Origin of the sequence: Streptomyces sp. NPDC001832, from assembly GCF_040297265.1 — a bacterium.
GTDB lineage: Bacteria > Actinomycetota > Actinomycetes > Streptomycetales > Streptomycetaceae > Streptomyces.
The window spans coordinates 23,579-47,651 of sequence record NZ_JBEOYU010000046.1; the positions used below are offsets into that span (position 1 = coordinate 23,579).

Below are 24,073 nucleotides of genomic sequence, written 5' to 3' on the forward strand. Positions count from 1 at the left end.
CAACATGCCCGGCCGGGGCGGTTCCGTGTCCCGAGCGGTCACCCAGGGCGCTCGGCCGGCAGCCTTTGAGTGACATCCGGGTCGCCCGGGGCCGATCACTGATCCGGGCGTTCACCGGTCTCCGGTAACAGCGTTGGATCGTACGGGAGTTCGGGCTGCTCCGAGGCGTCCGTCACCGATGCGGAAGTCCGTACCGGCATCGGCTGTACGCGGGCGGGGCGAGGCCCGTGCCCGAGGACGCCCTGACGAGTGAAAGTCATGCGACGGCGGACGTAGGGCCGCGCTCAGCGGCCCCTCGGCTGATTTGCTGCACCTGGAATCTGGCGTGACGCGCGCGGGATCGGCCTGTCGGCCGGCCCAGTGGAGGCGGCGCCCCTGCCGGGTGCTCAGTCCACTCGCGAATGACAATCGAAGGAGCGTCCCAGTGATGACGACGGGCACGACAGGGGCAGCCGAGGGAGAGGAGACGTACGCGAACGAGCTTCCGGTCCGGGCCAAGGAACCGGGAAACGTCGTCGTCAAGTGGCTGACCACCACCGACCACAAGACGATCGGCACGCTGTACCTGCTCACATCGTTCGCCTTTTTCATCATCGGCGGTGTGCTGGCCCTGGTCATGCGCGCCGAGCTGGCCCGTCCCGGGATCCAGATCGTTTCGAACGAGCAGTTCAACCAGGCGTTCACGATCCACGGCACGATCATGCTGCTGATGTTCGCGACGCCGCTGTTCGCCGGATTCGCGAACTGGATCATGCCGCTGCAGATCGGTGCTCCCGATGTGGCGTTCCCGCGGCTGAACATGTTCGCGTACTGGCTGTACCTCTTCGGCTCGCTCATCGTGGTGGCCGGCTTCCTCACCCCGCAGGGTGCGGCCGACTTCGGCTGGTTTGCCTACTCCCCGCTTTCGGACGCCGTCCGCTCGCCGGGCATCGGCAGCGACATGTGGATCATGGGCCTCGCCTTCTCCGGCTTCGGCACGATCCTCGGTTCGGTCAACTTCATCACCACGATCATCGGCATGCGAGCCCCCGGCATGACGATGTTCCGCATGCCGATCTTCGCCTGGAACGTGCTGCTGACCGGTGTGCTGGTCCTGCTGGCCTTCCCGGTCCTCGCGGCCGCCCTGCTGGTGCTGGAGGCGGACCGCAAGTTCGGCGCGCACGTCTTCGACGCGGCCAACGGCGGCGCGCTGCTCTGGCAGCATCTCTTCTGGTTCTTCGGCCACCCGGAGGTGTACATCATCGCTCTCCCGTTCTTCGGGATTGTCAGTGAGATCATTCCGGTCTTCAGCCGCAAGCCGATCTTCGGCTACATCGGCCTGATCAGTGCGACGATCGCGATCGCAGGCCTCTCCGTGACCGTGTGGGCGCACCACATGTTCGTCACCGGCGGTGTGTTGTTGCCGTTCTTCTCGTTCATGAGTTTCCTCATCGCAGTACCGACCGGTGTGAAGTTCTTCAACTGGACCGGCACGATGTGGAAGGGGTCAATTTCCTTCGAGACGCCGATGCTCTGGTCGATCGGCTTCCTGGTCACCTTCCTCTTCGGTGGTCTGACCGGTGTGATCCTGGCGTCGCCTCCGTTGGACTTCCACGTCTCGGACTCGTACTTCGTCGTCGCGCACTTCCACTACGTAGTCTTCGGCACCGTGGTCTTCGCGATGTTCGCCGGATTCCACTTCTGGTGGCCGAAGTTCACCGGCAAGATGCTGGACGAACGACTTGGCAAGATTACGTTCTGGACGCTGTTCGTGGGCTTCCACGGCACGTTCCTGGTGCAGCACTGGCTGGGTGCCAACGGCATGCCGCGTCGATATGCGGACTACCTCGCCGCAGACGGCTTCACCGCGCTGAACACGATCTCCACGATCTCCTCGTTCCTGCTTGGCCTGTCGATGCTGCCGTTCTTCTACAACGTGTGGAAGACCGCCAAGTACGGCAGGAACGTCGGGGTCGACGACCCGTGGGGCTACGGCCGTTCGCTGGAGTGGGCGACCTCCTGCCCGCCGCCGCGGCACAACTTCCTCACACTGCCGCGGATCCGTTCCGAATCCCCGGCGTTCGACCTGCACCACCCCGCGGTGCGCAGCCTCTACAAAGCTCTCAACCGCCCCGACACCGGGACGCCGTGGACCCCGGGGGACAAGCAGGCGTGAGCGCGGCGGAACCGGGAGAGGAGGAGCGCGTGGATCCCGACAAGGACAGCGCCCGCGGTCTGGCACAGCTGGCGGGCTATCTGCTGTGGAACGCCGAGGTAGAGGAGGCACGACGGCAGGCGGGCCGCTTCACCGACGAGCTGCCCTGGCTCACCACGGCACAGCGCGAGGAGGTGGAACGTGTCTACACCGCGAACCGCCTCGACGCGTCGCGGGCCATGCTCTGCCGTATCTCCGCCCGCGCCACCGAGCTGCGCGGCGAATACGATGCGCGCTACCACAGGCTCAAGGCGCGCTGCGTGGCCGCCGGTGTCGTGCTCGTGGGCGCTGTCGGCGGCGCCTGCACGGCGGTCACCCTCTTGGCCCGCTGACCCGGTGGTGTCGTCCGTCCGCTGCCCCCAACAGGCGAAGTCGGATGCGGCTCGTAAAGATGTGAGATGACGGGCGCGTGCGACGGGGCAAGCGAACGGACGACCGTGCAGGCCCGAGAAGGGACGAATACTGTGGCACGACCCAGGATTCTCGTTGTCGGTGCCGGATTTGCCGGGGTGGAGTGCGTACGCCGTCTGGAGCGCGGGCTGATCCCGGGTGAGGCGGAGATCGCGCTCGTCGCCCCGTTCTCGTACCAGCTCTATCTGCCCCTGCTGCCCCAGGTGGCGGCAGGTGTGCTCACCCCGCAGTCGGTCGCGGTGTCGCTGCGCCGCAGTCGCAAGCACCGCACCCGGATCATCCCGGGCGGGGCCATCGGAGTGGATCCGAAGGCGAAGATCTGCATCATTCGCAAGATCACCGACGAGGTCGTCTACGAGCCCTATGACTACATCGTGCTCAGCCCCGGGAGCGTCACCCGTACCTTCGATATCCCCGGCCTGCTCGACAACGCCCGGGGCATGAAGACACTGGCCGAGGCGGCGTACGTACGTGACCACGTGATCGCTCAGCTCGATCTCGCGGACGCCAGCCACGACGAGAACGAGCGTGCTTCGCGCCTGCAGTTCGTGGTGGTCGGCGGCGGATATGCGGGCACCGAGACGGCTGCGTGTCTGCAGCGCCTCACCACCAACGCGGTCAGGCACTACCCACGGCTCGACCCGAAGCTGATCAAGTGGCATCTCATTGACATCGCCCCGAAGCTGATGCCCGAGCTGGGGGACCGGCTCGGCCGGAGCGCCCTGGAGGTGCTGCGCGCACGTGGTATCGAGGTATCGCTCGGCGTCTCGATCGCCGAGGCCGGGCCGCAGGAGGTCATCTTCACCGACGGCCGGGTGGTGCCCTGCCGCACCCTGATCTGGACGGCGGGCGTCACCGCGAGTCCGCTGGTCGCCACATTCGGCGCGGAGACCGTACGCGGCCGACTTGCGGTGACGCCCGAGATGAGCCTGCCGGGCTTCGACGGCGTCTTCGCGCTCGGCGATGCCGCGGCTGTACCGGACCTGAACAAGGGCGACGGGGCGGTCTGCCCGCCCACCGCGCAGCACGCCATGCGCCAGGGCCGCAGGCTCGCCGACAACCTCATCGCGACGCTGCGGCACCAGCCGTTGAAGCCGTACGTCCACAAGGATCTCGGTCTTGTCGTGGACCTCGGCGGCAAGGACGCGGTGTCCAAGCCGATGGGCATCGAGATGCACGGCATCACCGCGCAGGCCGTCGCCCGCGGCTACCACTGGTCGGCGCTGCGGACCAATGTGGCCAAGGCACGGGTCATGACCAACTGGCTGCTCAACGCCATCGCGGGCGACGACTTCGTACGCACCGGCTTCCAGTCCCGGAACCCGGCCAAGCTGCGCGACTTCGAGTTCACGGACGCCTACCTCACACCCGCGCAGGTCCGCGAGCACACCGCCTCGCTGCACACCGGCACCTGACCCCACGAACCGGGCCGTTGTGACCGATGCCGGCGCAGACACGTCACCGGTTCGCCCCGGGCGTCCGAGGTGCGGGTCAGGGCTCGCTGTTCCGGCGGGCCCTGACCCACATGTGCAAGCCGGTCGAATCAGCTGTTGCTCTCGTGCCCTGCCGTCAGCCCGGGGTCCCGTTCCACCACCGGCTCCAGGACGTCGTCGATGCCCTTCAGCAGCTCCGCGTCGAGTGTCACGCCCGCCGCCCCGACGTTCTCCGTCACCTGCTCGGGCCGGGAGGCGCCGATGATCGCGGCGGAGACATTGGAGTTCTGCAGCACCCAGGCGACCGCGAGCTGGGCAAGACTCAGATCGGCCTGGTCAGCGAGCGGCCGCAGCCGCTGGACGCGCTCCAGCACGTCGTCACGGAGCCAGCCGGCGACCATGCTCGCGCCGCCCTTTTCGTCCGTCGCCCGAGACCCGGCCGGGAGCGGCGCACCGGGCCTGTACTTGCCAGTGAGGGCGCCCTGAGCGATCGGTGACCAGACGATCTGACCGATGCCCAACTCCTCGGATGCGGGCACCACTTCACTTTCGATGACCCGCCACAGCGCCGAGTACTGCGGCTGGTTGGAGATCAGTGGCACCTGCAGTTCGCGGGCCAGCCCATGTGCGGCGTGGAGCTGGTCGGCCGTCCATTCCGAAACGCCGATGTAGAGGGCCTTGCCGGAGCGGACGACGTCGGCGAACGCCTCCATGGTCTCTTCCAGCGGGGTCGAGTGGTCATAGCGGTGCGCCTGGTAGAGGTCCACATAATCCGTCTGCAGGCGGCGCAGCGAGTTGTCGATGGACTCCATGATGTGCTTGCGTCCGAGCCCCTGGTCGTTGTGCCCGGGACCGGTCGGGAAGTAGACCTTGGTGAACACCTCGAGCCCTTCGCGGCGCTCGTTCTTGAGCGCCCGGCCCAGGACGGCTTCGGCCCGCGTCTCGGCGTAGACGTCCGCCGTGTCGAAGGTGGTGATCCCGGCGTCGAGGGCGGCGCGGATACAGGCGATCGCTGCGTCCTCCTCCACCTGGGAGCCGTGGGTGAGCCAATTTCCGTAGGCGATCTCACTGATGGTCAGACCACTGCGGCCGAGTCGGCGGAATTCCATGTGCCTGCTCTCCCTGTGCTCGTGAGGGACGGATCATGTAAGGGCGGTCCATGCTATTGCGCCGGCCCGGCGCAGCGCGGGCAGACCGAGCCGGTCGCCGGACCGGCGTTCGTCAGCCCGCAGGGCCACCGTCCTCTGCCGCCAAGACCGTGCCCCGGAACGCCCCCAGGATCTGCTCGGCCGCCAGCGTGGCCGTCAGCTCGCCGTCCCGTACCCGCTGTTCCAGCCCCGGAGTGAGCGCGCGCACAGCCGGATGGCCGCGCAGGCTCTCCAGCAGCTCGTCCCGAACCATCGTCCAGGTCCAGTCGACCTGCTGGTCACGCCGTTTCGCGGCGAGCCGGCCGGTGGATTCGAGCAGCGCACGGTGCTGCTCCAGCCGTTCCCACAGCGTGTCGAGACCGGTCGACTCCCGGGCGCTGCAGGTGAGGACCGGGGGCGTCCAGGCCGCGTCGACCGGGTGCATCAGCCGCAGCGCGCCTGCCAGTTCGCGCGCGGCCGCTCGTGCGTCGCGTTCGTGCGGGCCGTCCGCCTTGTTGACCGCGATGGCGTCCGCCAGCTCCAGAACGCCCTTCTTGATGCCCTGGAGCTGATCGCCGGTACGGGCCAGCGTCAGCAGCAGAAACGTGTCGACCATATTGGCCACCGCCGTTTCCGACTGGCCGACGCCGACCGTTTCCACCAGCACTACGTCGTATCCCGCGGCCTCCATCACCACGATGGACTCGCGGGTCGCCTTGGCCACCCCACCGAGCGTCCCGGCGGTCGGCGAGGGACGCACGAATGCAGCGGGGTCCACCGCGAGGCGTTCCATCCTGGTCTTGTCGCCCAGGATGGAACCGCCGGTACGGCTGGAGGAGGGATCGACGGCCAGCACCGCGACCCGGTGACCGAGCCCGGTGAGCATCGTGCCGAGCGCGTCGATGAAGGTGGACTTCCCGACCCCGGGCACGCCGCTGATGCCGATGCGCCGGGCGTTCCCGGAGTGCGGCAGCAGCTCGCGCAGCAACCGCTGCGCCAGCGCCCGATGGTCGGGGCGGGTGGACTCGACGAGGGTGATCGCGCGCGCGATGTACGCCCGCTTCCCGTCGAGGACCCCCTTCGCATAGCCGTCGATGTCGATCTTCAAAGGCATCGGGTCAGCGGCTCACAGCTCGTGGCCGAGCGCGGCACCGAGCCGCGTCACCAGGTCGTACGCGGCATCCGGAATCACGGTGCCGGGCGGGAACACCGCCGTTGCCCCCGCCTCGTGCAGTGCCTCGATGTCCTGCGGCGGAATCACCCCACCGACCACGATCATGATGTCGTCGCGGCCCTCGGCGGCCAGCTCCTCGCGGAGCGCCGGTACGAGCGTGAGGTGCCCGGCGGCCAGCGAGGAGACGCCCACGATGTGCACGTCCGCCTCCACCGCCTGCCGTGCCACCTCGGACGGCGTCTGGAACAGCGGGCCGACGTCGACGTCGAAGCCCAGGTCGGCGAAGGCCGTCGAGATCACCTTCTGGCCACGGTCGTGGCCGTCCTGCCCCATCTTGGCGACCAGGATGCGCGGACGGCGCCCCTCGGCCTCCTCGAACTGGTCCACCAGGGCCCGGGTCCGGTCCACGGAAGGGGATTCACCTGCCTCGTTGCGGTACACACCGGAGATCGTACGGATCTGGCCCGCATGCCTCCCGTACACCTTCTCCAGGGCGTCCGAGATCTCGCCCACGGTCGCCTTCGCCCGTGCCGCGTCGACGGCGAGCGCCAGCAGATTGCCTTCGAGACCGGGGCCGGGGGCGCGCTCGGCAGCCGCCGTCAGCGCCCGCAGGGCGGCCTGGCACGCCGACTCGTCGCGCTCCTCGCGCAGCCGACGCAGCTTCTCGATCTGCTGGGCGCGCACTGAGGAGTTGTCGACCTTGAGCACATCGATCTGCTCGTCGGTCTCCACCCGGTACTTGTTGACGCCGATCACCGGCTGGCGTCCGGAGTCGATACGCGCCTGGGTGCGGGCCGCGGCCTCCTCCACCCGGAGTTTCGGGATGCCCGCGTCGATGGCCTGCGCCATGCCGCCCGCCGCCTCGACCTCCTCGATGTGCTGCCAGGCCCGGCGCGCCAGGTCGTACGTGAGCCGCTCCACGTAGGCGCTGCCGCCCCACGGGTCGATGACCCGGCCGGTGCCCGACTCCTGCTGGAGCAGCAGCTGGGTGTTCCGGGCGATCCGCGCCGAGAAGTCCGTCGGCAGGGCGAGGGCCTCGTCGAGCGCGTTGGTGTGCAGCGACTGGGTGTGCCCCTGGGTGGCGGCCATCGCCTCCACACAGGTCCGGGTGACGTTGTTGAACACGTCCTGCGCGGTCAGCGACCACCCCGACGTCTGCGAATGGGTGCGCAGGGACAGCGACTTGGCGTTCTTCGGCTCGAACTCCTTGACCAGCTTGGCCCAGAGCAGCCGGGCCGCCCGCAACTTCGCGATCTCCATGAAGAAGTTCATGCCGATCGCCCAGAAGAACGACAGCCGCGGTGCGAACGCGTCCACGTCCAGCCCGGCGTCCCGCCCGGCCCGCAGATACTCCACCCCATCCGCGAGGGTGTACGCCAGCTCCAGATCGGCCGTCGCACCCGCCTCCTGGATGTGATAGCCGGAGATCGAGATCGAGTTGTAGCGCGGCATCTTCTGCGAGGTGTACGCGAAGATGTCGGAGATGATCCGCATCGAGGGCTTCGGCGGATAGATGTAGGTGTTGCGGACCATGAACTCTTTCAGAATGTCGTTCTGAATGGTCCCGGCCAGCTTCTCGGGCCCGACGCCCTGCTCCTCAGCAGCCACGATGTACAGCGCGAGAACGGGGAGCACCGCGCCGTTCATCGTCATCGACACCGACATCTTGTCCAGCGGGATGCCGTCGAAGAGCTGACGCATGTCGTAGATCGAGTCGATCGCCACGCCCGCCATGCCGACGTCGCCGGTGACCCGCGGGTGGTCGCTGTCGTAGCCGCGGTGGGTCGGCAGGTCGAAGGCGACGGAGAGGCCCTTCTGCCCGGCCGCGAGGTTGCGGCGGTAGAAGGCGTTGGACTCCTCGGCGGTGGAGAACCCGGCGTACTGCCGGATCGTCCAGGGCTGGTTGACGTACATCGTCGGGTACGGGCCCCGCAGATACGGAGCGATGCCCGGATATGTGCCGAGGAAGTCGAGCCCCTCCAGGTCGCGCCCGGTGTACAGCGGCTTGACCGCGATGCCTTCCGGGGTCTCCCACAGCAGATCGCCGTCGGAACTGCCGGAGGACTCCTTGACCGAGGCGCGCCACTGGTCCTCGGACACCTCGGCGGCGACGCCCGGTCCGAGCTCGATGTCGGAGAAGTCAGGGATACGCATTACGCCACACCCATACGGTCGAGAAGGGAAGAGAGGACGGCCACCACATCGGAGCCCGCGAAGACGTACTCGTCGACACCGGTGTACTCGCCGGGCCGTCCCGCGAGGAACACCCGCTGGGCGCCGGCCGAGCCCAGAGCCTCGGCGACGGGCCCGGCCTGCTCGGCGTAGAGCGTGTCGCTCGAGCAGAGGCACGCCACGCTGGCCCCGCTGGCCCTGAACGCGTCCGCGGCCGTGGCCGCGTCGACCGAGACCGGGTCGTGGACCGGTTCGATCCCGCCCGCCTGGAACAGGTTCGAGGCGAACGACGCCCGCGCGGTGTGGGCCGCGGCAGGGCCGAGCGCGGCAAGGAATACCCTCGGCCGGTTCCCGGTCGCTGCGAGATGGGCGTCCGACCGGGCGCGTAGCGCCTCGAACGCCTCGTCACGACGGACCCTGGGCAGACCGCCCGATGCCGTGACGGCCACCTCGGCGGGGGCCACCTCGCGCTCCACCGGGCGCTCCGCCAGCTGCGGGAACTCACTGACCCCGGTGACCGGCTCCTTGCGTCGCGCCAGATCCTTGCTGCGCGCCGCCCAGGTGGCCGCGAGACGCTCGCCGATCATTCCCGAGCGAAGGGCGGCCGCCTGGCCGCCCGACCGCTCGATCTCCTGGAAGAACGCCCAGGCGGCGTCGGCGAGTTCGGCAGTGAGCCGCTCCACGTACCAGGAACCGCCCGACGGGTCGATCACCCGGGCCAGATGCGACTCCTCCAGCAGGATCGTCGACGTATTACGGGCGATACGCCGGGCGAACGCGTCCGGCAGACCCAAGGCGTGATCGAACGGCAGCACGGTGACGGATTCGGCTCCGCCGACACCCGCGCCCAGACATGCCAGCGTCGTCCGCAGCATGTTCACCCAAGGATCGCGCCGCGTCATCATTACCGAGGACGTCACCGCGTGCTGGCGCTGCGCCCCGGCGTCGGCAGCCCCGCACACCTCGGCCACCCGGGCCCACAGCCGCCGGGCGGCCCGCAGCTTGGCGATGGTCAGGAACTGATCGGCCGTAGCCGCGTACCGGAACTCCAGCTGCGCGCAGGCCTCTTCGACACAGAGCCCGGCCTTGGTCAGTGCCCGGAGATAGGCGACACCTGTCGCAAGCGAAGCGCCCAGCTCCTCGGCGGCCGAGCCGCCGGCCTCGTGGTACGGCAGCGCGTCGACGGTCAGTGCCCGCAGTTTGGGGTACTCCTGCGCGCAGCGCTGTGCCCAGTGGACCGCCGCCGCCAGGCCGGGTTCGGCGCCGCTGCGGGCGGCATGCCCGAGCGGGTCGGCGCCGAGGTTGCCGCGCGCGGTCTTCGCATCGACGCCCCGCTCCGCGTAGAGCCGCAGCAACTCCCGCGCCGCAGCGTCGAATTCGCTGCCGGCGTCCAGCACCACCGGAGCCAGATCGAGATAGACGCCGTCCAGCGCCCCCGCCAGAGCGGACACCGGAACGCCGCCGGCACCGCCCACGGTCAGCCACAGCGAGGTGACACCGTTCTCCAGATCGGCGAGCACCGCCTCGTTGAGCCGCGCAGGATCCGGCAGGGTGTGCCGCTGCCGTACGTCCCAGCCCCCCGCCGCATTGCCCTCGGCCTTGCCGCCGCGGGTGAAGGGGGCGAAGCCCGGATATCCGGCATCGGGCGCGCTGTCGCGCGAGGTATAGAGGGGGCGGGTGATGAGCCCGTCCTCCACAGTGGTGGACAGCGCTTCCTCGGCGGCCGAACCCGCGACATCCTTGCCCGACTTGCGCAGCACGCCTTCAACGAGGCTTTGCCACTGCTCATGGGCGGGGTGAGGGAATTCGGCGGCCAACGAAAGCCCGTCGGCAGGCAGGACCGTCATGCCCAGATGCTAGGTCAGGTCTCAGGCGAGCAGCAGGGGCTCCGTCTGTGACCTTGCCCTCTCCGAACGCGCTTGATCCTTCACGTACGGTCGCGTAATCGGCCCTGCATCCATTACTCCGGCGCACCTGGCATTTGCTCCATGGATCAGTTGGACGGATTGCATTTGCGAGGCCAATCCTCATATCTTGTCGCATATGCAGTCCTACACGATCGGGCAGGCGGCGCGTCTGCTGGGGGTCAGCTCCGACACGGCCCGCCGCTGGGCGGACGCCGGAAGGGTCGCGACCCACCGTGACGAAGGCGGCCGCAGGCTCATCGACGGCCGCGATCTGGCCGCTTTCTCCATCGAGATCGGCCAGGGCGGGGGAGGCGAGGACGAGACCTCGTACACGTCGGTCCGCAATGCCTTCCCGGGCATCGTCACCGGAGTGAAGCTCGGCGATGTCGCGGCCCAGGTGGAGATCCAGGCAGGCCCGCACCGGCTGGTGTCGCTGCTCACCCGGGAGGCAGTCGAGGAACTCGGCCTGGAGGTCGGCATGCAGGCCACCGCTCGCGTGAAGTCCACCAACGTGCACATCGACCGCGTCTGATCGCGCACCACCTGCGACGCGCATCAACTCCAAGGAGCCGCCGGCAACATGACGACCACCCTCACCAGACGCCGCACCGCTGCCGCGATCGTGACCGCCGCACTGCTGTTCCCGCTCGCCGCCTGCGGCAACGATGACGACGACAAGAAGGACTCCGCCGGAAAGTCCGCGGCGTCCGGCGCCCCCGAGACCCGGCTGACTGTGCTGGCCGCGTCCTCGCTCACCGATGTGTTCAAGACCGCGGGCGCCGCGTACGAGAAGGAACACCCGGGTACGAAGGTGACGTTCTCCTTCGCCGGGTCCCAGGAACTCGCCGCCCAGGTGAAGCAGGGTGCGCCCGCCGACGTCCTGGTCACCGCGGACACCAAGACGATGGACGGGCTGAAGTCCGACACCGGTACCCCCACCGTCATCGCCAAGAACCGCCTCGTCATCGCCACCGGGGAGGGCAACCCGGAGAAGATCGCGAACCTCAAGGACCTGACCGACCCCGAGCTCAAGGTGGTCCTGGCCGCACCCGAGGTTCCGGTCGGCCGCTACAGCAAGCAGGTTCTCGACGCCCAGAAGTTCACCGTCAAGCCGGTCTCCCTGGAGCCCAACGTCCGTGCCGTCCTCACCAAGGTCGAGCTGGGCGAGGCCGATGCGGGCATCGTCTACAAGACGGACGCCGCCACGGCCACCGACAAGGTCGACGCCGTCGACATCCCCGACGCGCAGAACGCCGTCGCCTCCTACCCGGCGGCTACCCTGCGGCAGTCCGAGAACGCCGAGGCCGCCACGGCGTTCGTGCAGTGGCTGAGTACCCCCGAGGCGCAGAAGATCCTGCAGGCTGCAGGCTTCCAGCGGCCGTAGTCGGCATGCCGAATGCACCCCCTGGGGCTCAGAGGCCGCCCGACAGCCTCTGGGCCAGACCTGCACATACCGATCGATCACGGGAACCCGATGAAAGCCTTCCGCAGCCGTGTGCCCGGCGCGCGCGCCCCCGTCGCCCTGGCGGTCCCCGCGCTGCTCGCCGTCGCGTTCCTGCTGATTCCGTTGATCGGCATCCTGGCCCGTACCTCCTGGGCTGACCTGGGCACCCATCTGACCAGCCCAGATGTTACGCAGGCGCTCAGGCTGTCCCTGCTCGTCTCATTCTGGGCCCTGGGGCTCTCGCTTCTGTTCGGGGTGCCCCTGGCCTGGCTGCTGGCCCGGGTCGACTTCCCCGGCAAGGTGCTCGTCCGCTCGCTGGTGCTCCTGCCGATGGTGCTGCCGCCCACCGTCGGAGGCGTGGCGCTGCTCCTCGGCTTCGGTCGCCGGGGTCTGCTCGGCCCCTGGCTGGAGGACACCTTCGGGATCACGCTGCCGTTCCACACCTCGGGCGCGGTGGTCGCGGCGACCTTTGTCGCGATGCCGTTCCTCGTCATCAGCCTCGAAGGAGCACTGGCCGGCCTGCGCCCCTCCTACGAGGAGACAGCCGCATCCCTGGGGGCCTCACCGGCCCGGGTGTTCTTCACGGTCACCCTCCCGATGGTCGCCCCCGGTCTTGCCGGCGGTGCCGCACTCACCTGGGCGCGGGCGCTCGGCGAGTTCGGTGCGACCATCACCTTCGCGGGTAACCTGCCGGGCGTCACCCAGACGCTGCCGCTCCAGGTCTACCTGCTGCTCCAGGACTCCCCGGAGGCCGCCACCTCCGTATCGCTCCTGCTGCTCGCCATCGCCATGGCCGTACTCATAGCTCTGCGCGGGCGCTGGATCGGAGCCCCGCGCGACCACTCACACGGCCCCGAGCCCGCGGCCCACGGCATGGACGGCAGGGACGGTACGGACACGGCAGGCCCTCCGGCCGCCCGACAGAGCGACGAAATACCCCCGGTTCCGCAGGAACGCCGGTCGCTGCATGCCGAGGTCACCGGTTTCAACCGGCTGGCCCTCGACGCGGCGCCAGGCACCACGATCGCCGTCGTCGGACCCAATGGCGCGGGCAAGACGACCCTGCTGCGCGCCCTCCTCGGCCTGACCCCGCGTGCCCGGGCCCGGCTGCGCCTTGGCGACACCGACGTCACCGCGTTGCCCCCGCACCGCCGACAGGTGGCCTGGGTGCCGCAGGACGGTGCGCTCTTCCCGCATCTGAGCGCACTGACGAACACGGCGTACGGGCTCCGTGCCCACGGCGTCTCCCGGGCCGAGGCCCGCCGCGAGGCGCAGCAGTGGCTCGACCGGCTGGGCGTCGGCCATCTCGCCCACCGCAGGCCCGCCCAGCTTTCCGGCGGCCAGGCCCAGCGCGTGGCCCTGGCCCGGGCGCTCGCCGCCCGCCCCTGGCTGCTGCTGCTCGACGAGCCGCTCGCCGCCCTCGACCAGACCACCCGCGCCCATGTCCGGCACACCCTGCGTACCCATCTCGCCGGGTTCGGCGGCGTCTGTCTGATCGTCACCCACGACCCGGTCGAGGCGGTTTCACTGGCTGATCGGGTACTCGTACTCGATGAAGGCCGCACCCTCCAGTACGCGGCACCTGCCGAGGTGACCCGGCACCCGCGCTCGCCGTGGGTCGCCCGGATGCTCGGCCGCAACGCCTGGCCCGGTACCGCTGCTCCCGGCGGCACCCTCGCCCTCGCCGACGGCGGCCGGCTTGTCGTCGCGGACTCCCTCGCCGAGGGGACGGCAGCCCTCGCGGTCATCGCGCCGGAGGCCGTCTCCGTGCACCACGACCGGCCCGGGGGGAGCCCCCGGAATGTCTGGCCCGGAACGGTCCGTGATCTCACCGCAGTGGGCAGCCGGCTCCGGGTGGTGATCGTCTCCGACGAGGCTCCGGACCTGGTTGCCGAGATCACCCCCGAGGCGGCGACCGAAATGGGTCTCAGTGAGGGGTCGGCCGTGTGGACCAGCGTGAAGGCGACCGAGGTCACTGTCGTCACCCTGTGATGGAATGTAGCTAACGGCCTGATCCACTCACTATCGTGCACCAGGCGTAACGATTGCAGGCGATTCGCCATAATGCAGGGCCAAATGATCGAAGCTATGCTACTGGCAATCCATCCATCAGGAGAGGAAACGCCCACGGCTGTGGGGCCGGTGGAGTACCTCGTCACCGCCTTTCCGGGCAGCCGGTTCACAGGCGTCATCGCACCGGAGAAGGCGGGGGCGGCCGTGTCCGCCGTCGCTTTCGTCGACTGACATCACCCGCCGACCGGGACAGCGGATCCGCTCATGTGTCAAACCTTTGCCACGTCGAGCGAGGAACTGCGGAAACACGGCACATCAAATGTGCTGCGCCCCTGACCTGGAGCGGGGCGGTTGCGATTTCATATTTCCTTTATCTTCTTTCGGTTTCGCCGATCGACACTTATCCGGCGTTTTACTTTGTCGATCTCCCGGACGCGTACGAGTTTGATCCGGCCAGGTCGAATCAATTCGGATACGTGTCGGGAAAAGGGGAAGTTCATCGTGCAAACCGCCAGGGCCGTCCCGGCATCCACCGTCATCAATCTGCGCGACCTGGGCGGCATCGCTCTGGGTCCTGACCACCGGGTCCGGCCGGGCGCCGTGCTGCGCTCCGGCCAGCTCAGTGGGCTGGACGCGGCGCAGGACATGGCGGTGGCCGCGCTCGGCATCCGTACCGTCGTAGATCTGCGGACCGCCGACGAGCGTGCGTCGGCCCCCGACCGGCTGCCGCCCGGTGCGCGGCTCTTCGTCGCCGATGTGCTCGGTGACAATCCGCGCGTGGCGCCCGCCCGGCTGCGCGCGCTGCTTGCCGACCCGGTCGCGGCGGAGCAGCTGCTGGGGAGAGGGAAGGCCGAGGAGATGTTCGCCGAGACGTACCGGCAGATGGTTCTCTCGCCGGGTGCCGCCGCCGCTTACCGTGCCTTCGTCGAGACGGCCGCCGACGCCCGGGCCCGCCCGGTGCTCTTTCACTGCACGGCCGGAAAGGACCGTACCGGCTGGGGGACCGCGCTGCTGCTGATGCTGGTCGGTGCGTCACGGGATGTGGTGCGGGCGGAGTTCCTCGCCGTGAACCAGGCCGTACGGGGCGTCTACGCCCCGTACGTGCAGGGCTTCCTCGATGCGGGCGGTGACCCGGAGATCGCGTCCGCGATCACCGAGGTCCGCCCCCGCTACCTCGATATGGCGTTGGACGCCATGGATGAGAGGTGGGGTGGGCTCGACGGGTATGTGCGCGACGGCCTGAGGATTCCGGAGGTCGCGGTGGAGCGGCTGCGCAGCGGGCTCGTGGTGTCCGCCTCTCAGCCGAACGCCCGGGGCGCCGGTCTGCCCGGCGCTCACGCGCACTGAAGCGGACATGGGGGTCTGCCCCCCGGCCCCCGAAGCGGCGCTGCGCCGATGTCTGTTGAGGGGGACCATATGGGCGCAGCGGGCGCTCCTGTGGCCCTCGGTATGGTGAAAGGACCGTATTACGAATTCTCCGAGAGGGGCGTACGTTGACCGAACGCAAGCCTGCGGGCGTCAGCTTCGAATCATGGGTCGACAAGCAGATCCGTGACTCCGAGCAGCGCGGCGACTTCTCGCAGTTGCCGGGATTCGGCAAGCCGCTCGACAGCCTTGACGCTCCCTACGACGAGACCTGGTGGATCAAGCAGAAGATGCAGCGGGAGGGAGTGTCGGTGCTCCCGCCGACACTGGCGCTGCGCAAAGAGGCGGAGGATGTGCGCGACGCCGTGCCCGGGGCGCGGACAGAGGGCGAGGTGCGGCGCATGCTGACCGAGGTCAACGAGAAGATCCGGGAAGCCATCAGGCGGCCGCCACCAGGACCCCTGCTGAATCTCAAGCCGTTCGACATCGATGCCGTGGTCGAGGAGTGGCGGGCGGTGCACGGACCGTCCTAGTGCAGCGGCACTGGTCCCAGGTGTTCTGCCCAGGGTGCCCGCGGACCCGCAAGTGCGTGCACCACAGCCGGATGCGTAATACTCACTCCATGAGATCGAGTATTACGCGTCCGGGTGACGGGGCGCGCGGCGAGACCGTACGGATCAGGCGGGCGACGGCACGGGACGCGAAGCGGCTCACCCGGCTGGTCCGGACCTCCCGCGCCTACGAGGGGCCCTACGCCGCCATGGTCGCCGGATACCGGGTGGGCCCCGACTACATCGAGACCCACCAGGTCTTCGCGGCAGTCGAGCCCGGCACCGACCGGCTCCTCGGCTTCTACTCGCTGATCCTCTCCCCGCCGGAACTCGACCTCATGTTCGTCGCCGACGATGCGCAGGGGCTCGGCATCGGGCGGCTGCTCATCGGCCATCTGCGCGACGAGGCGCAGCGCGCCGCCCTGAACGGCGTCCGAATCGTCTCGCATCCGCCCGCCGAGGGCTTCTACCGCAGTGTGGGTGCCCGGCGGACCGGCACCATTGCGGCCAACCCGCCCGCGGTGATGTGGGACAGGCCCGAACTGGTGCTGCCGATCGCCGATCCGACGCGGAAGGTCTGACCGGAGCCGGTGCACCGATCCCGGCCGAAACCCCTTTCCCGTACGCCGTGTTATGGGGTCGAGCCCCCGTACGGGCGCGTGAGGATCTCCATGGCGTGACCGGCGGGATCGAGGAAGTAGATGCCCCGGCCGCCGTGGTTGTGGTTGATCTCGCCCGGATGCTTCCGATGCGGATCCGCGTAGTACGTGATCCCGAGCTCCTTGATGCGGTCGTACGCCGTGTCGAACTCCGCCTCCGAGACGAGGAAGGCGTAGTGCTGCATGACGATCGACGCTTCGGGAATGGTCGCGAAGTCCAGGGTGACTCCGTTCGCGGTGGCGACCGGTATGAACGGGCCCCATTCCCCGCCGACTTCCAAGCCCAGTATGTTCGCCAGAAACTCGGCGGATTCCCGTTTGTCCCGGGCATGAATGATGGTGTGATTCAACTCGACTGACACTGTGGAATGCCTCCAACGGGCATCTCACGGGCACCTCCACGCCTCACCCGGCCGGTGACCGACGCGCGATGCCGTACTCAAGATCTTAGGCGGGGTCGAACCGGTCGTCGAGGCCTGGTGTGCCCGCCGTCAGGTCTACGGTGGGGGAGGAGCGGAAGGCGAAGTACTGCGCGCATTCGGACGGAGGCTCACGGTGACCTCGACATCCCGCATTTCCGGCGGCCCGGGCCGCCACGAGACGCCCGAGGAGCGAGCGGACCGGCGGTGGAACGAACTGCTCCAGGAACTGCGGGTGGCCCAGACGGGCGTCCAGATCCTGTTCGGCTTCCTGCTCGCCGTCGTCTTCCAGCCACGCTTCACCGAGCTGTCGGACACCGACCGCACCATCTATGTGGTCACCGTGATGCTGGGCTCCGCCACCGTCGCCGCCCTCGTCGCGCCCGTCTCGTACCACCGGCTGCTCACCGGACGACGGCTCAAGCCACAGACGGTCACCTGGGCGTCACGGCTGACCGTGCTCGGGCTGGTCCTGCTGCTGTGCACCATGTGTTCCGCGCTGCTGCTCATCCTGCGGGTGGCCCTGCACAACTCCCTCGCCCTGTGGCTGGTCGGCTGCATGGCGCTGTGGTTCCTGGTCTGCTGGTTCGTGTTCCCGGCCTGGGCGCTGGCCCGTCCCTCGCCCGAACGCGAGAAATGACCGCTGTGCGGGGCGGTCCGTTCAGCCGGCATCGCCCGCGACGGGGCCCCTGACGTCCGTGACCGTGAAGAGCCCGCCGTCCGGGTCCAGCAGGGTCGCCTCGCTGCCCTGCCCCAGCGGACGCTGCTCGACCAGGCTGCCGCCGTGCTGCCGTGCCGCCTCGACAGTGGCGGCCACATCGGCGACGGGGAAGTGGACCTGCCAGTGCGGGCGTACCAGCGGATCGGGCGCTGCTTCCACCGCACCGGAGCTGATCCGGGCGAGCTGACGCCCGGCGCAGTCGACGACGACCTCGTCTTTCTCGTACGACACCTCGCAGGACCCGGGCCGCCCGCTCGCCCAGTCGAGCACCCCGCCGTAGAAGATCGCCGCATCGAAGGCGTTCCTGGTGTGCAGCCGCAGCCAGGCGTGCGAGCGGTCGTCCGGCGCGGGGGGCGAGGTCGCGGGCTCGGTCCGCTCCCAGATGCCGAACACCGCACCGTCGAGGTCCGCCGCCAGCGCGCCTCGCCCCTTGCCGAACGCCAGCGGCCCCACCGCGACCGTGCCGCTGCGCTCACGGATGCGCGAGGCCGCCGCGTCGGCGTCGGGGACGGCGAAGTACGGAGTCCAGGCCACGGCCACCCGGTAGGCGGTCGCCACCGCGCCGATGCCGGCGACCGGCACATCCCCGCGGCGTGCGACGGAGAACTCCTGCCCCAGCCTGCCCGGCCGGAAGGCCCAGCCCAGCACGGCGGCGTAGAACTCCTGCGCCGATTCCAGGTCGCGGGTCATCAGGTTGACCCAGCAGGGCGCTGCGGATCCGGTCAGCGGCGCCGGCATCGACACCGCTCCAGCATGGCTTCCGGTCATGGTCCTACTGCCTTCATCGGTTCTGCGGCCTGCGCGTGACGGCCGCCATCGGAACCTCACCAACCTCACCAGCCTCACCGCGGGCGGTCGCTCCCGCAACACGCGGTGGCGTCGCGAGCCCCGCCGCAGTGCTCAGTGAGGCGGCTGCGTCCCCTGGTCCTCGGGAGGCCGGTCACGCTGCTCGTCGCTGTAGCGGTGGATGGTCTCGCTTCCATGGTCTCCGAGCTCATAGGGGGAGAGGCCTCGTCCGTCGGCCGGGAAGCTGTCGTCACCGTGGACATCGCGTTGCCCGATATGGCTCCGGTGGTCCGGCCGCAGCGGCTGCTCGTCGGGCCGGGGCGGAGGCAGCTCCTGGGCCCGGCGCCGCATGCCCAGCCAGACGGCACCGGTCAGCATGCCCACCAGCGCCACTCCGACAATGCCCATCACCACCCCAGTCGCACCCCGCCCGGCGGCGAGGGTGAGGGCCAGCGAACTGAGGTCTCCGTTCGATACGTCCATGCCTCCCGAATACCCCGAGGCAAGGGCATCACTCGGCAATGACTATGAATTCATGTTTTAAGTGGATATGAACCTAAAAGTGTTTTGGTCTCATGAGAGCGATCAGTGGGGCTGCCCCGATGCCGGGACCATCCACTTGCCAACGGTTTCGTGTCGCTGTCACCCGGCAGCGGGGCGAGCCTGGGAGGGATCCTCGAATCGCAGGCGCGGGGGGAACGCACCACACAACGCCGAGCGGAAGGAACCGCGGTGAACAGCATCAAGCAGAAGCAGACGGAGGAAAGCCACTACGACCAGGAGGTCTCGGTCGTCATCACCGGGTGCGAGAAAGGCGACGCACGCATGGTCTTCGACGTTCTGCGGGCCGCATTCACCACCGACCGGGCCTCGGTCGACATACCGCAGAACCTTGCGGAGAAGCGCCCCACCGCATGGGTGGCGACCGTCGATGTCACCGAGGAGAGGGTGGTCTCGGGACCGGTCACGATCGGCGCGCCCGTGAAGATCGATGTGCAGGGCGGCTACTGGGCGGTCGAACGGCTCCGGCGGAGCCTGGCGCATGCCTTCGACGTACGGGTCGTGGGGACGGTCTCCGGAGACCAGGAGGAAGAGGTGCGCCTCTGCCTGGAGAGCCGAGAGGGCCGAGAGGGCCGATAGGCCACGGCCCGGCAGCGGAGCAATGAAGCAGAAAGGCATTACATATCTGCTAGAAAGCGGATAAAACGCCACCTCTGAAAGGTGCGAGTGAGTGGACCCCTCTCACGGGCGGGACGACGGTGCGCAACAGCCGGGAGCCACCGGCGACCGTTCCACCCTGACACTGCACATCAACGGAACCGAACAGACCCTGACGCTCGATCACCGCACCACGGTCCTGGACGCGCTGCGCGAACACCTCGACCTCACCGGCGCGAAGAAGGGCTGCGACCATGGACAGTGCGGGGCGTGCACGGTCATCGTCGACGGGCGGCGCGCCAACAGCTGTCTCCTGCTCGCAGTCGCCCATGACGGCGCTCGCATCACCACTGTCGAGGGCCTCGCCGACGGCGACCGGCTCCACCCCGTCCAGGAAGCCTTCCTGGACCGCGACGCCCTGCAGTGCGGCTACTGCACACCCGGCCAGATCTGCTCGGCCATCGGCATGCTCGGCGAGGCGGCTGGCGGCTTCCCGTCCCATGCCACCGCACGCACCGCACCCGTATCCACCCCGGTGCCGCTCGACTCCGCCGAGATCCGCGAGCGGATGAGCGGCAACCTGTGCCGCTGTGGCGCCTACCCCCGAATCGTCGAGGCGATCGAGGACGTGGCGCCGTGAAACCCTTCGCCTACCTCCGTGCCCGGTCCACCGCCGAAGCGGTCCGTGAGAGCTCCACCCGCCCCGGCGTCGCATTCCTCGGCGGCGGCACCAACCTCGTCGACCTGATGAAGCTCGGTGTGGAAACGCCCGGTCTGCTCATCGACATCAGCCGACTGCCCCTGGACCGGGTGGTCGACACCGACGACGGCGGACTGCGCATCGGCGCGACCGTACGCAACAGCGACCTGGCCGCCCATCCCGCGGTACGCACCCGCTACCCCGTCCTGTCGCAGGCGCTGCTTTCCGGCGCATCCGGGCAGCTCCGCAACACCGCGACGACCGGCGGAAACCTGCTGCAGCGCACCCGGTGCCCCTATTTCCAGGACACCTCCAAGCCCTGCAACAAGCGGGAACCAGGCACCGGCTGCCCCGCCCTCGAAGGCGCCCACCGCGATCTCGCCGTACTGGGCCACTCCGAGCACTGCGTCGCGACGCACCCGTCCGACATGGCTGTGGCCCTGTCCGCCCTCGACGCCACCGTCCAGCTGCACGGGCCGGACGGTGAACGGACCGTACCGGCCGACGAATTCCACCGGCTGCCGGGCGACACCCCCCACCGGGACACCGAGATCCGGCCAGGCGAGCTCATCACCGAGGTGGTTCTGCCGCCGCGCCCGGACGGCACCGATTCCCTCTACCGAAAGGCTCGCGACCGCGCCTCGTTCGCGTTCGCCCTCGCATCCGTCGCCGCGGTACTGAGCGTCCGCGACGGCCGGATCGAGCATGCTGCGCTGGCCTTCGGCGGCCTCGCCCACCGGCCCTGGCGCGCACATACCGCAGAGGACGCACTCCGGGGCCGACCGGCCACCGACGAGACCTTCGAACGGGCCGTGGACGCCGAACTCGCCGCGGCCCGTCCGCTGCGCGACAACGCGTTCAAGGTGGGCCTCGCCCGCAATCTGGCCGTCGACGCACTGGCCGAACTCTCCGCCGAGAGCTGAGCAACCGCACAAACGCCGACCCGCAGACGTGAGGACCCGTCATGAGCCAGGCCCCTCCACCACTGGGCACCCCCGTCGCGCGCCGCGAGGGCCGGGACAAGGTCACAGGCACCGCCCGCTACGCCGCCGAGCACACCCCGCCAGGCTGTCTGTACGGCTGGCCCGTCCCCGCCACGATCGCCCGCGGCCGTGTCAGTGCCGTCCACACCGACGAGGCGCTGGCCCTGCCGGGCGTGCACGCCGTCCTCAGCCACGACAACGCCCCGCGGCTGAAGCGGCCCGACGACCCGATCCTCGCCGTCCTCCAGGACGACCGGGTCCCGCACCGGGGCTGGCACATCGCGCTCGTCGTGGCCGACACGCTCGACCACGCCCGTGCCGGCGCCGAGGCCCTGCAGATCGCGTACGAAACCACCGCGCACGACGTCCTCCTGTCCGAGGACCACCCCGGCCTCTACACCCCGGAGATCGTCAACGGCAACTACACCGCCGTCCGCGAACGCGGCGACACCGACCGGGCCTTCGCCATGGCGCCGGTAGAGGTCGACGCCACTTACACCATCGGCGCCCTGCACAACCACCCCATGGAGCCGCACGCTTCCACAGCGCAGTGGACGCAAGACGGGCACCTGGCCGTGCACGACTCCAGTCAGGGCTCCACCAAGGTCCGCGACAGCCTTGCTGCGGCCTTCGGACTCCGCCCGCAGCAGGTCACCGTGGTCTCCGAGCACGTCGGCGGCGGCTTCGGCTGCAAAGGAACCCCGCGCCCGCAGACCATCCTGGCCGCCATGGCCGCGCGCCACACCGGGCACCCTGTCAAGGTCGCCCTGCCCCGACGCCAGTTGGCTGCCGTGGCCGGCCACCGCGCCCCCACCGTGCAGCGCCTCCGGCTCGGTGCCGAACTCGACGGCACCCTCACCTCGGTCGCCCACGAGGTCATCACCCACACCTCCACTGTCAAGGAGTTCGTGGAGCAGGCGGCCGTACCGACCCGCATCATGTACGGGTCCGCCCACAGCCGTACCACCCACCGCGTGACCGCCCTGGATGTGCCGAGCCCCTCCTGGATGCGAGCACCGGGCGAAGCCCCGGGCATGTACGCGTTGGAATCCGCCATGGACGAACTCGCCGCGGCCCTCGGCATGGACCCTGTCGAACTGCGCCTGCGCAACGATCCGGTGGACGAACCCGACTCCGGCCGCCCGTTCAGCAGCCGCGGTCTCGCCGCCTGTCTGGAGGAGGGAGCCGCACGCTTCGGCTGGTACGACCGCGATCCGCGCCCGGCGATCCGCGAAGAGGGGCCGCTGCTGGTCGGCACGGGCGTCGCGTCCGCCACGTACCCCGTGTACCTCGTGGGCTCCAGCGCCTCGGCGCACGCGGCACCCGACGGCTCGTACCTCGTCCAGGTCAACGCCACCGACATCGGCACCGGCGCCCGCACGGTACTCGCGCAGATCGCGGCCTCCGTACTGGACACCCCGGTGGCGAACGTCCGGATCGACATCGGCAGCAGCGACCTGCCTGACGCCCCGCTGGCCGGCGGCTCCTCGGGCACGGCCTCCTGGGGCTGGTCCGTGCACAAGGCGTGCACCGCCCTCCTGTGGCAGCTGCGCGAGCGCACCGGCCCCCTTCCCGCCGAGGGACTGACGGCCTTCGCGGACACCGAGCAGGAGACCTCCGGGCAGTCCCCGTACGCACGGCATGCGTTCGGTGCGCAATTCGCCGAGGTCGCCGTCGACTCCCGTACCGGAGAAGTGCGGGTGCGCCGCATGCTTGGTGTCTTCGCCGCCGGGCACATCCTCAACCCCTGTACCGCACGTTCCCAGTTCATCGGAGGCATGACCATGGGAATCGGCATGGCCCTGACCGAGGGCAGCACCATGGACCCCGTCTTCGGCGACTTCACCGAAAGCGACCTCGCCTCCTACCATGTGCCGGTCTGCGCCGATGTGCCGGAGATCGAGGTGTACTGGATCGACGAGGACGACCCGCATCTCAACCCGATGGGCAGCAAGGGCATCGGTGAGATCGGCATCGTCGGCGCCGCGGCGGCCGTCGGCAACGCCATCCGGCACGCCACCGGCATCCGGCTGCGCAGCCTTCCCCTCACCCCGGACGCACTGCTGCCGTATCTGCTCTGACCTGGGCAGATACGTGCTGTACGGCAGACCCGTCGGCCCTTGTGTTGCGCATCCGGCTGTGCAGAGCCACTCTGTTGAGTGACCCATAAGTGACATCTGCTCACTCTTCGTATTCGGGGGTCGTTGGTTCAATGGGGCGAAGTCAGTGGGCCTCGATGTGAGGAGCCTCGACGATGACCGTTCAATTCGACCGGCACTATCTGGTCGAACTCCAGGTTTCGGCAGAGCGTGTTTCGCAGCTGCGGCGGATCATCGCCGCACACCTCCGCCATTGGAGTCTCGAACTTCACATCCGGCCGGTGTGCCTGGGTGTGGAGGAGCTGCTGACCAATGTCCACCGGCATGTCGGTGACGACAACAACTGCGCCGTCGAACTCCGCTGGTCCGGGCGGCATCTCACGGTCGCCGTCGCCGACAACGGCTCCGAGATGCCGCGGCTGCTCAGCACCGGCGGCGGTGGCCTCAGCCGCGTCATGGCCCTGAGCGACAGCTGGGGCACCTGCCGCACCGCCGAGGGCAAGGTCGTCTGGTTCACCCGGTACGCGAAGGAGCCGCGCACCGTCGACCTGGTGCCGCTGCCGCCGCTGCCTGGTGCGGGCGAATTCCGTCGCACACCCGTTGTCGTCCCGGACCCCGTGCCCGACACCGCGGCGGCAGCCGACTCGGCACCCGCCCTCGTCTGAGACGGGCCACCAGGACCGGTACTGCCGGCTTCCGTACCCGCTGGACGCCTCACCCTCCCGGGGGGGGGGGGGGGGGGCGCCCCCCCCGCCCG

22 protein-coding genes are annotated in these 24,073 nt (G+C 69.2%); 15 read left to right on the plus strand and 7 right to left on the minus strand.

The window, feature by feature from the left end:
• Positions 1-427 precede the first annotated feature (427 nt).
• The 3 genes from ctaD (at position 428) to ABT115_RS26355 (ending at position 4,020) form a co-directional block, all read left to right on the plus strand.
• Positions 428-2,155, plus strand: coding sequence for an aa3-type cytochrome oxidase subunit I (ctaD, locus tag ABT115_RS26345; protein ID WP_351794564.1), 1,728 nt, complete (start codon positions 428-430; stop codon positions 2,153-2,155).
• Between the two features lie 29 nt (positions 2,156-2,184).
• Positions 2,185-2,526, plus strand: coding sequence for a hypothetical protein (locus ABT115_RS26350; RefSeq protein WP_351794567.1), 342 nt, complete (start codon positions 2,185-2,187; stop codon positions 2,524-2,526).
• 132 nt (positions 2,527-2,658) lie between these two features.
• Positions 2,659-4,020, plus strand: a complete 1,362-nt coding sequence (locus ABT115_RS26355) for an NAD(P)/FAD-dependent oxidoreductase (protein WP_351794570.1) — start codon at positions 2,659-2,661, stop codon at positions 4,018-4,020.
• 128 nt (positions 4,021-4,148) lie between these two features.
• Here ABT115_RS26355 and ABT115_RS26360 read toward each other — a convergent pair whose 3' ends face one another.
• The 4 genes from ABT115_RS26360 to mutA all read right to left on the minus strand — a co-directional run bounded on the left by ABT115_RS26360 (position 4,149) and on the right by mutA (position 10,358).
• On the minus strand, positions 4,149-5,147 hold the full coding sequence (locus tag ABT115_RS26360; protein WP_351794573.1) for an aldo/keto reductase family protein: 999 nt from the start codon (positions 5,145-5,147) through the stop codon (positions 4,149-4,151).
• Positions 5,148-5,259: 112 nt separating this feature from the next.
• The gene (meaB, locus tag ABT115_RS26365; RefSeq protein WP_351794576.1) at positions 5,260-6,279 is read right to left on the minus strand and encodes a methylmalonyl Co-A mutase-associated GTPase MeaB; all 1,020 of its coding nucleotides are present in this window, start codon (positions 6,277-6,279) and stop codon (positions 5,260-5,262) included.
• Positions 6,280-6,291: 12 nt separating this feature from the next.
• Positions 6,292-8,493, minus strand: coding sequence for a methylmalonyl-CoA mutase (gene scpA / locus ABT115_RS26370; RefSeq protein ID WP_351794579.1), 2,202 nt, complete (start codon positions 8,491-8,493; stop codon positions 6,292-6,294).
• Positions 8,493-10,358 (minus strand): methylmalonyl-CoA mutase small subunit, encoded by a 1,866-nt coding sequence (gene mutA, locus ABT115_RS26375; RefSeq protein ID WP_351794582.1) that lies wholly within the window; start codon positions 10,356-10,358, stop codon positions 8,493-8,495. The genes scpA and mutA overlap by 1 nt, the downstream gene beginning before the upstream one ends.
• Positions 10,359-10,554: 196 nt before the next feature.
• On the opposite strand from mutA, the gene ABT115_RS26380 reads away from it, so the two are divergent.
• The 6 genes from ABT115_RS26380 to ABT115_RS26405 all read left to right on the plus strand — a co-directional run bounded on the left by ABT115_RS26380 (position 10,555) and on the right by ABT115_RS26405 (position 16,372).
• On the plus strand, positions 10,555-10,950 hold the full coding sequence (locus ABT115_RS26380; protein WP_351794585.1) for a TOBE domain-containing protein: 396 nt from the start codon (positions 10,555-10,557) through the stop codon (positions 10,948-10,950).
• A gap of 48 nt (positions 10,951-10,998) precedes the next feature.
• Positions 10,999-11,802 (plus strand): molybdate ABC transporter substrate-binding protein, encoded by an 804-nt coding sequence (modA, locus tag ABT115_RS26385; RefSeq protein ID WP_351794587.1) that lies wholly within the window; start codon positions 10,999-11,001, stop codon positions 11,800-11,802.
• A 90-nt stretch (positions 11,803-11,892) separates the two neighbouring features.
• Positions 11,893-13,854, plus strand: coding sequence for an ABC transporter permease (locus ABT115_RS26390; protein ID WP_351794590.1), 1,962 nt, complete (start codon positions 11,893-11,895; stop codon positions 13,852-13,854).
• Between the two features lie 522 nt (positions 13,855-14,376).
• Entirely contained in the window at positions 14,377-15,222 is an 846-nt protein-coding gene (locus tag ABT115_RS26395) for a tyrosine-protein phosphatase (protein WP_351794593.1), read from the plus strand.
• A 146-nt stretch (positions 15,223-15,368) separates the two neighbouring features.
• On the plus strand, positions 15,369-15,773 hold the full coding sequence (locus ABT115_RS26400; protein ID WP_351794595.1) for a DnaJ family domain-containing protein: 405 nt from the start codon (positions 15,369-15,371) through the stop codon (positions 15,771-15,773).
• Between the two features lie 89 nt (positions 15,774-15,862).
• Positions 15,863-16,372: a GNAT family N-acetyltransferase gene (locus ABT115_RS26405; protein WP_351794598.1), complete on the plus strand. Its 510-nt coding sequence runs from the start codon at positions 15,863-15,865 to the stop codon at positions 16,370-16,372.
• Between the two features lie 50 nt (positions 16,373-16,422).
• Here the strand turns inward: ABT115_RS26405 and ABT115_RS26410 are convergent, their stop codons facing one another.
• Entirely contained in the window at positions 16,423-16,812 is a 390-nt protein-coding gene (locus ABT115_RS26410) for a VOC family protein (protein ID WP_351794601.1), read from the minus strand.
• A gap of 193 nt (positions 16,813-17,005) precedes the next feature.
• On the opposite strand from ABT115_RS26410, the gene ABT115_RS26415 reads away from it, so the two are divergent.
• The gene (locus ABT115_RS26415) at positions 17,006-17,509 is read left to right on the plus strand and encodes a DUF6328 family protein (RefSeq protein WP_351794605.1); all 504 of its coding nucleotides are present in this window, start codon (positions 17,006-17,008) and stop codon (positions 17,507-17,509) included.
• A gap of 21 nt (positions 17,510-17,530) precedes the next feature.
• Here the strand turns inward: ABT115_RS26415 and ABT115_RS26420 are convergent, their stop codons facing one another.
• Both ABT115_RS26420 and ABT115_RS26425 read right to left on the minus strand, forming a co-directional pair.
• Entirely contained in the window at positions 17,531-18,358 is an 828-nt protein-coding gene (locus tag ABT115_RS26420; RefSeq protein WP_351794608.1) for a VOC family protein, read from the minus strand.
• A 132-nt stretch (positions 18,359-18,490) separates the two neighbouring features.
• The gene (locus ABT115_RS26425; protein WP_351794611.1) at positions 18,491-18,859 is read right to left on the minus strand and encodes a DUF6479 family protein; all 369 of its coding nucleotides are present in this window, start codon (positions 18,857-18,859) and stop codon (positions 18,491-18,493) included.
• Positions 18,860-19,108: 249 nt separating this feature from the next.
• On the opposite strand from ABT115_RS26425, the gene ABT115_RS26430 reads away from it, so the two are divergent.
• From ABT115_RS26430 to ABT115_RS26450, 5 genes are all read left to right on the plus strand, one after another.
• Entirely contained in the window at positions 19,109-19,516 is a 408-nt protein-coding gene (locus ABT115_RS26430; RefSeq protein ID WP_351794613.1) for a hypothetical protein, read from the plus strand.
• A gap of 91 nt (positions 19,517-19,607) precedes the next feature.
• Positions 19,608-20,174: a 2Fe-2S iron-sulfur cluster-binding protein gene (locus tag ABT115_RS26435; RefSeq protein ID WP_351794616.1), complete on the plus strand. Its 567-nt coding sequence runs from the start codon at positions 19,608-19,610 to the stop codon at positions 20,172-20,174.
• Positions 20,171-21,157 carry an FAD binding domain-containing protein gene (locus tag ABT115_RS26440; protein ID WP_351794618.1) on the plus strand — a complete coding sequence of 329 codons (987 nt, stop codon included), beginning with the start codon at positions 20,171-20,173 and terminating at the stop codon, positions 21,155-21,157. The genes ABT115_RS26435 and ABT115_RS26440 overlap by 4 nt, the downstream gene beginning before the upstream one ends.
• Positions 21,158-21,198: 41 nt before the next feature.
• The gene (locus ABT115_RS26445) at positions 21,199-23,298 is read left to right on the plus strand and encodes a xanthine dehydrogenase family protein molybdopterin-binding subunit (protein ID WP_351794620.1); all 2,100 of its coding nucleotides are present in this window, start codon (positions 21,199-21,201) and stop codon (positions 23,296-23,298) included.
• A 173-nt stretch (positions 23,299-23,471) separates the two neighbouring features.
• Positions 23,472-23,981 (plus strand): ATP-binding protein, encoded by a 510-nt coding sequence (locus ABT115_RS26450; RefSeq protein ID WP_351794623.1) that lies wholly within the window; start codon positions 23,472-23,474, stop codon positions 23,979-23,981.
• Positions 23,982-24,073: the final 92 nt, after the last annotated feature.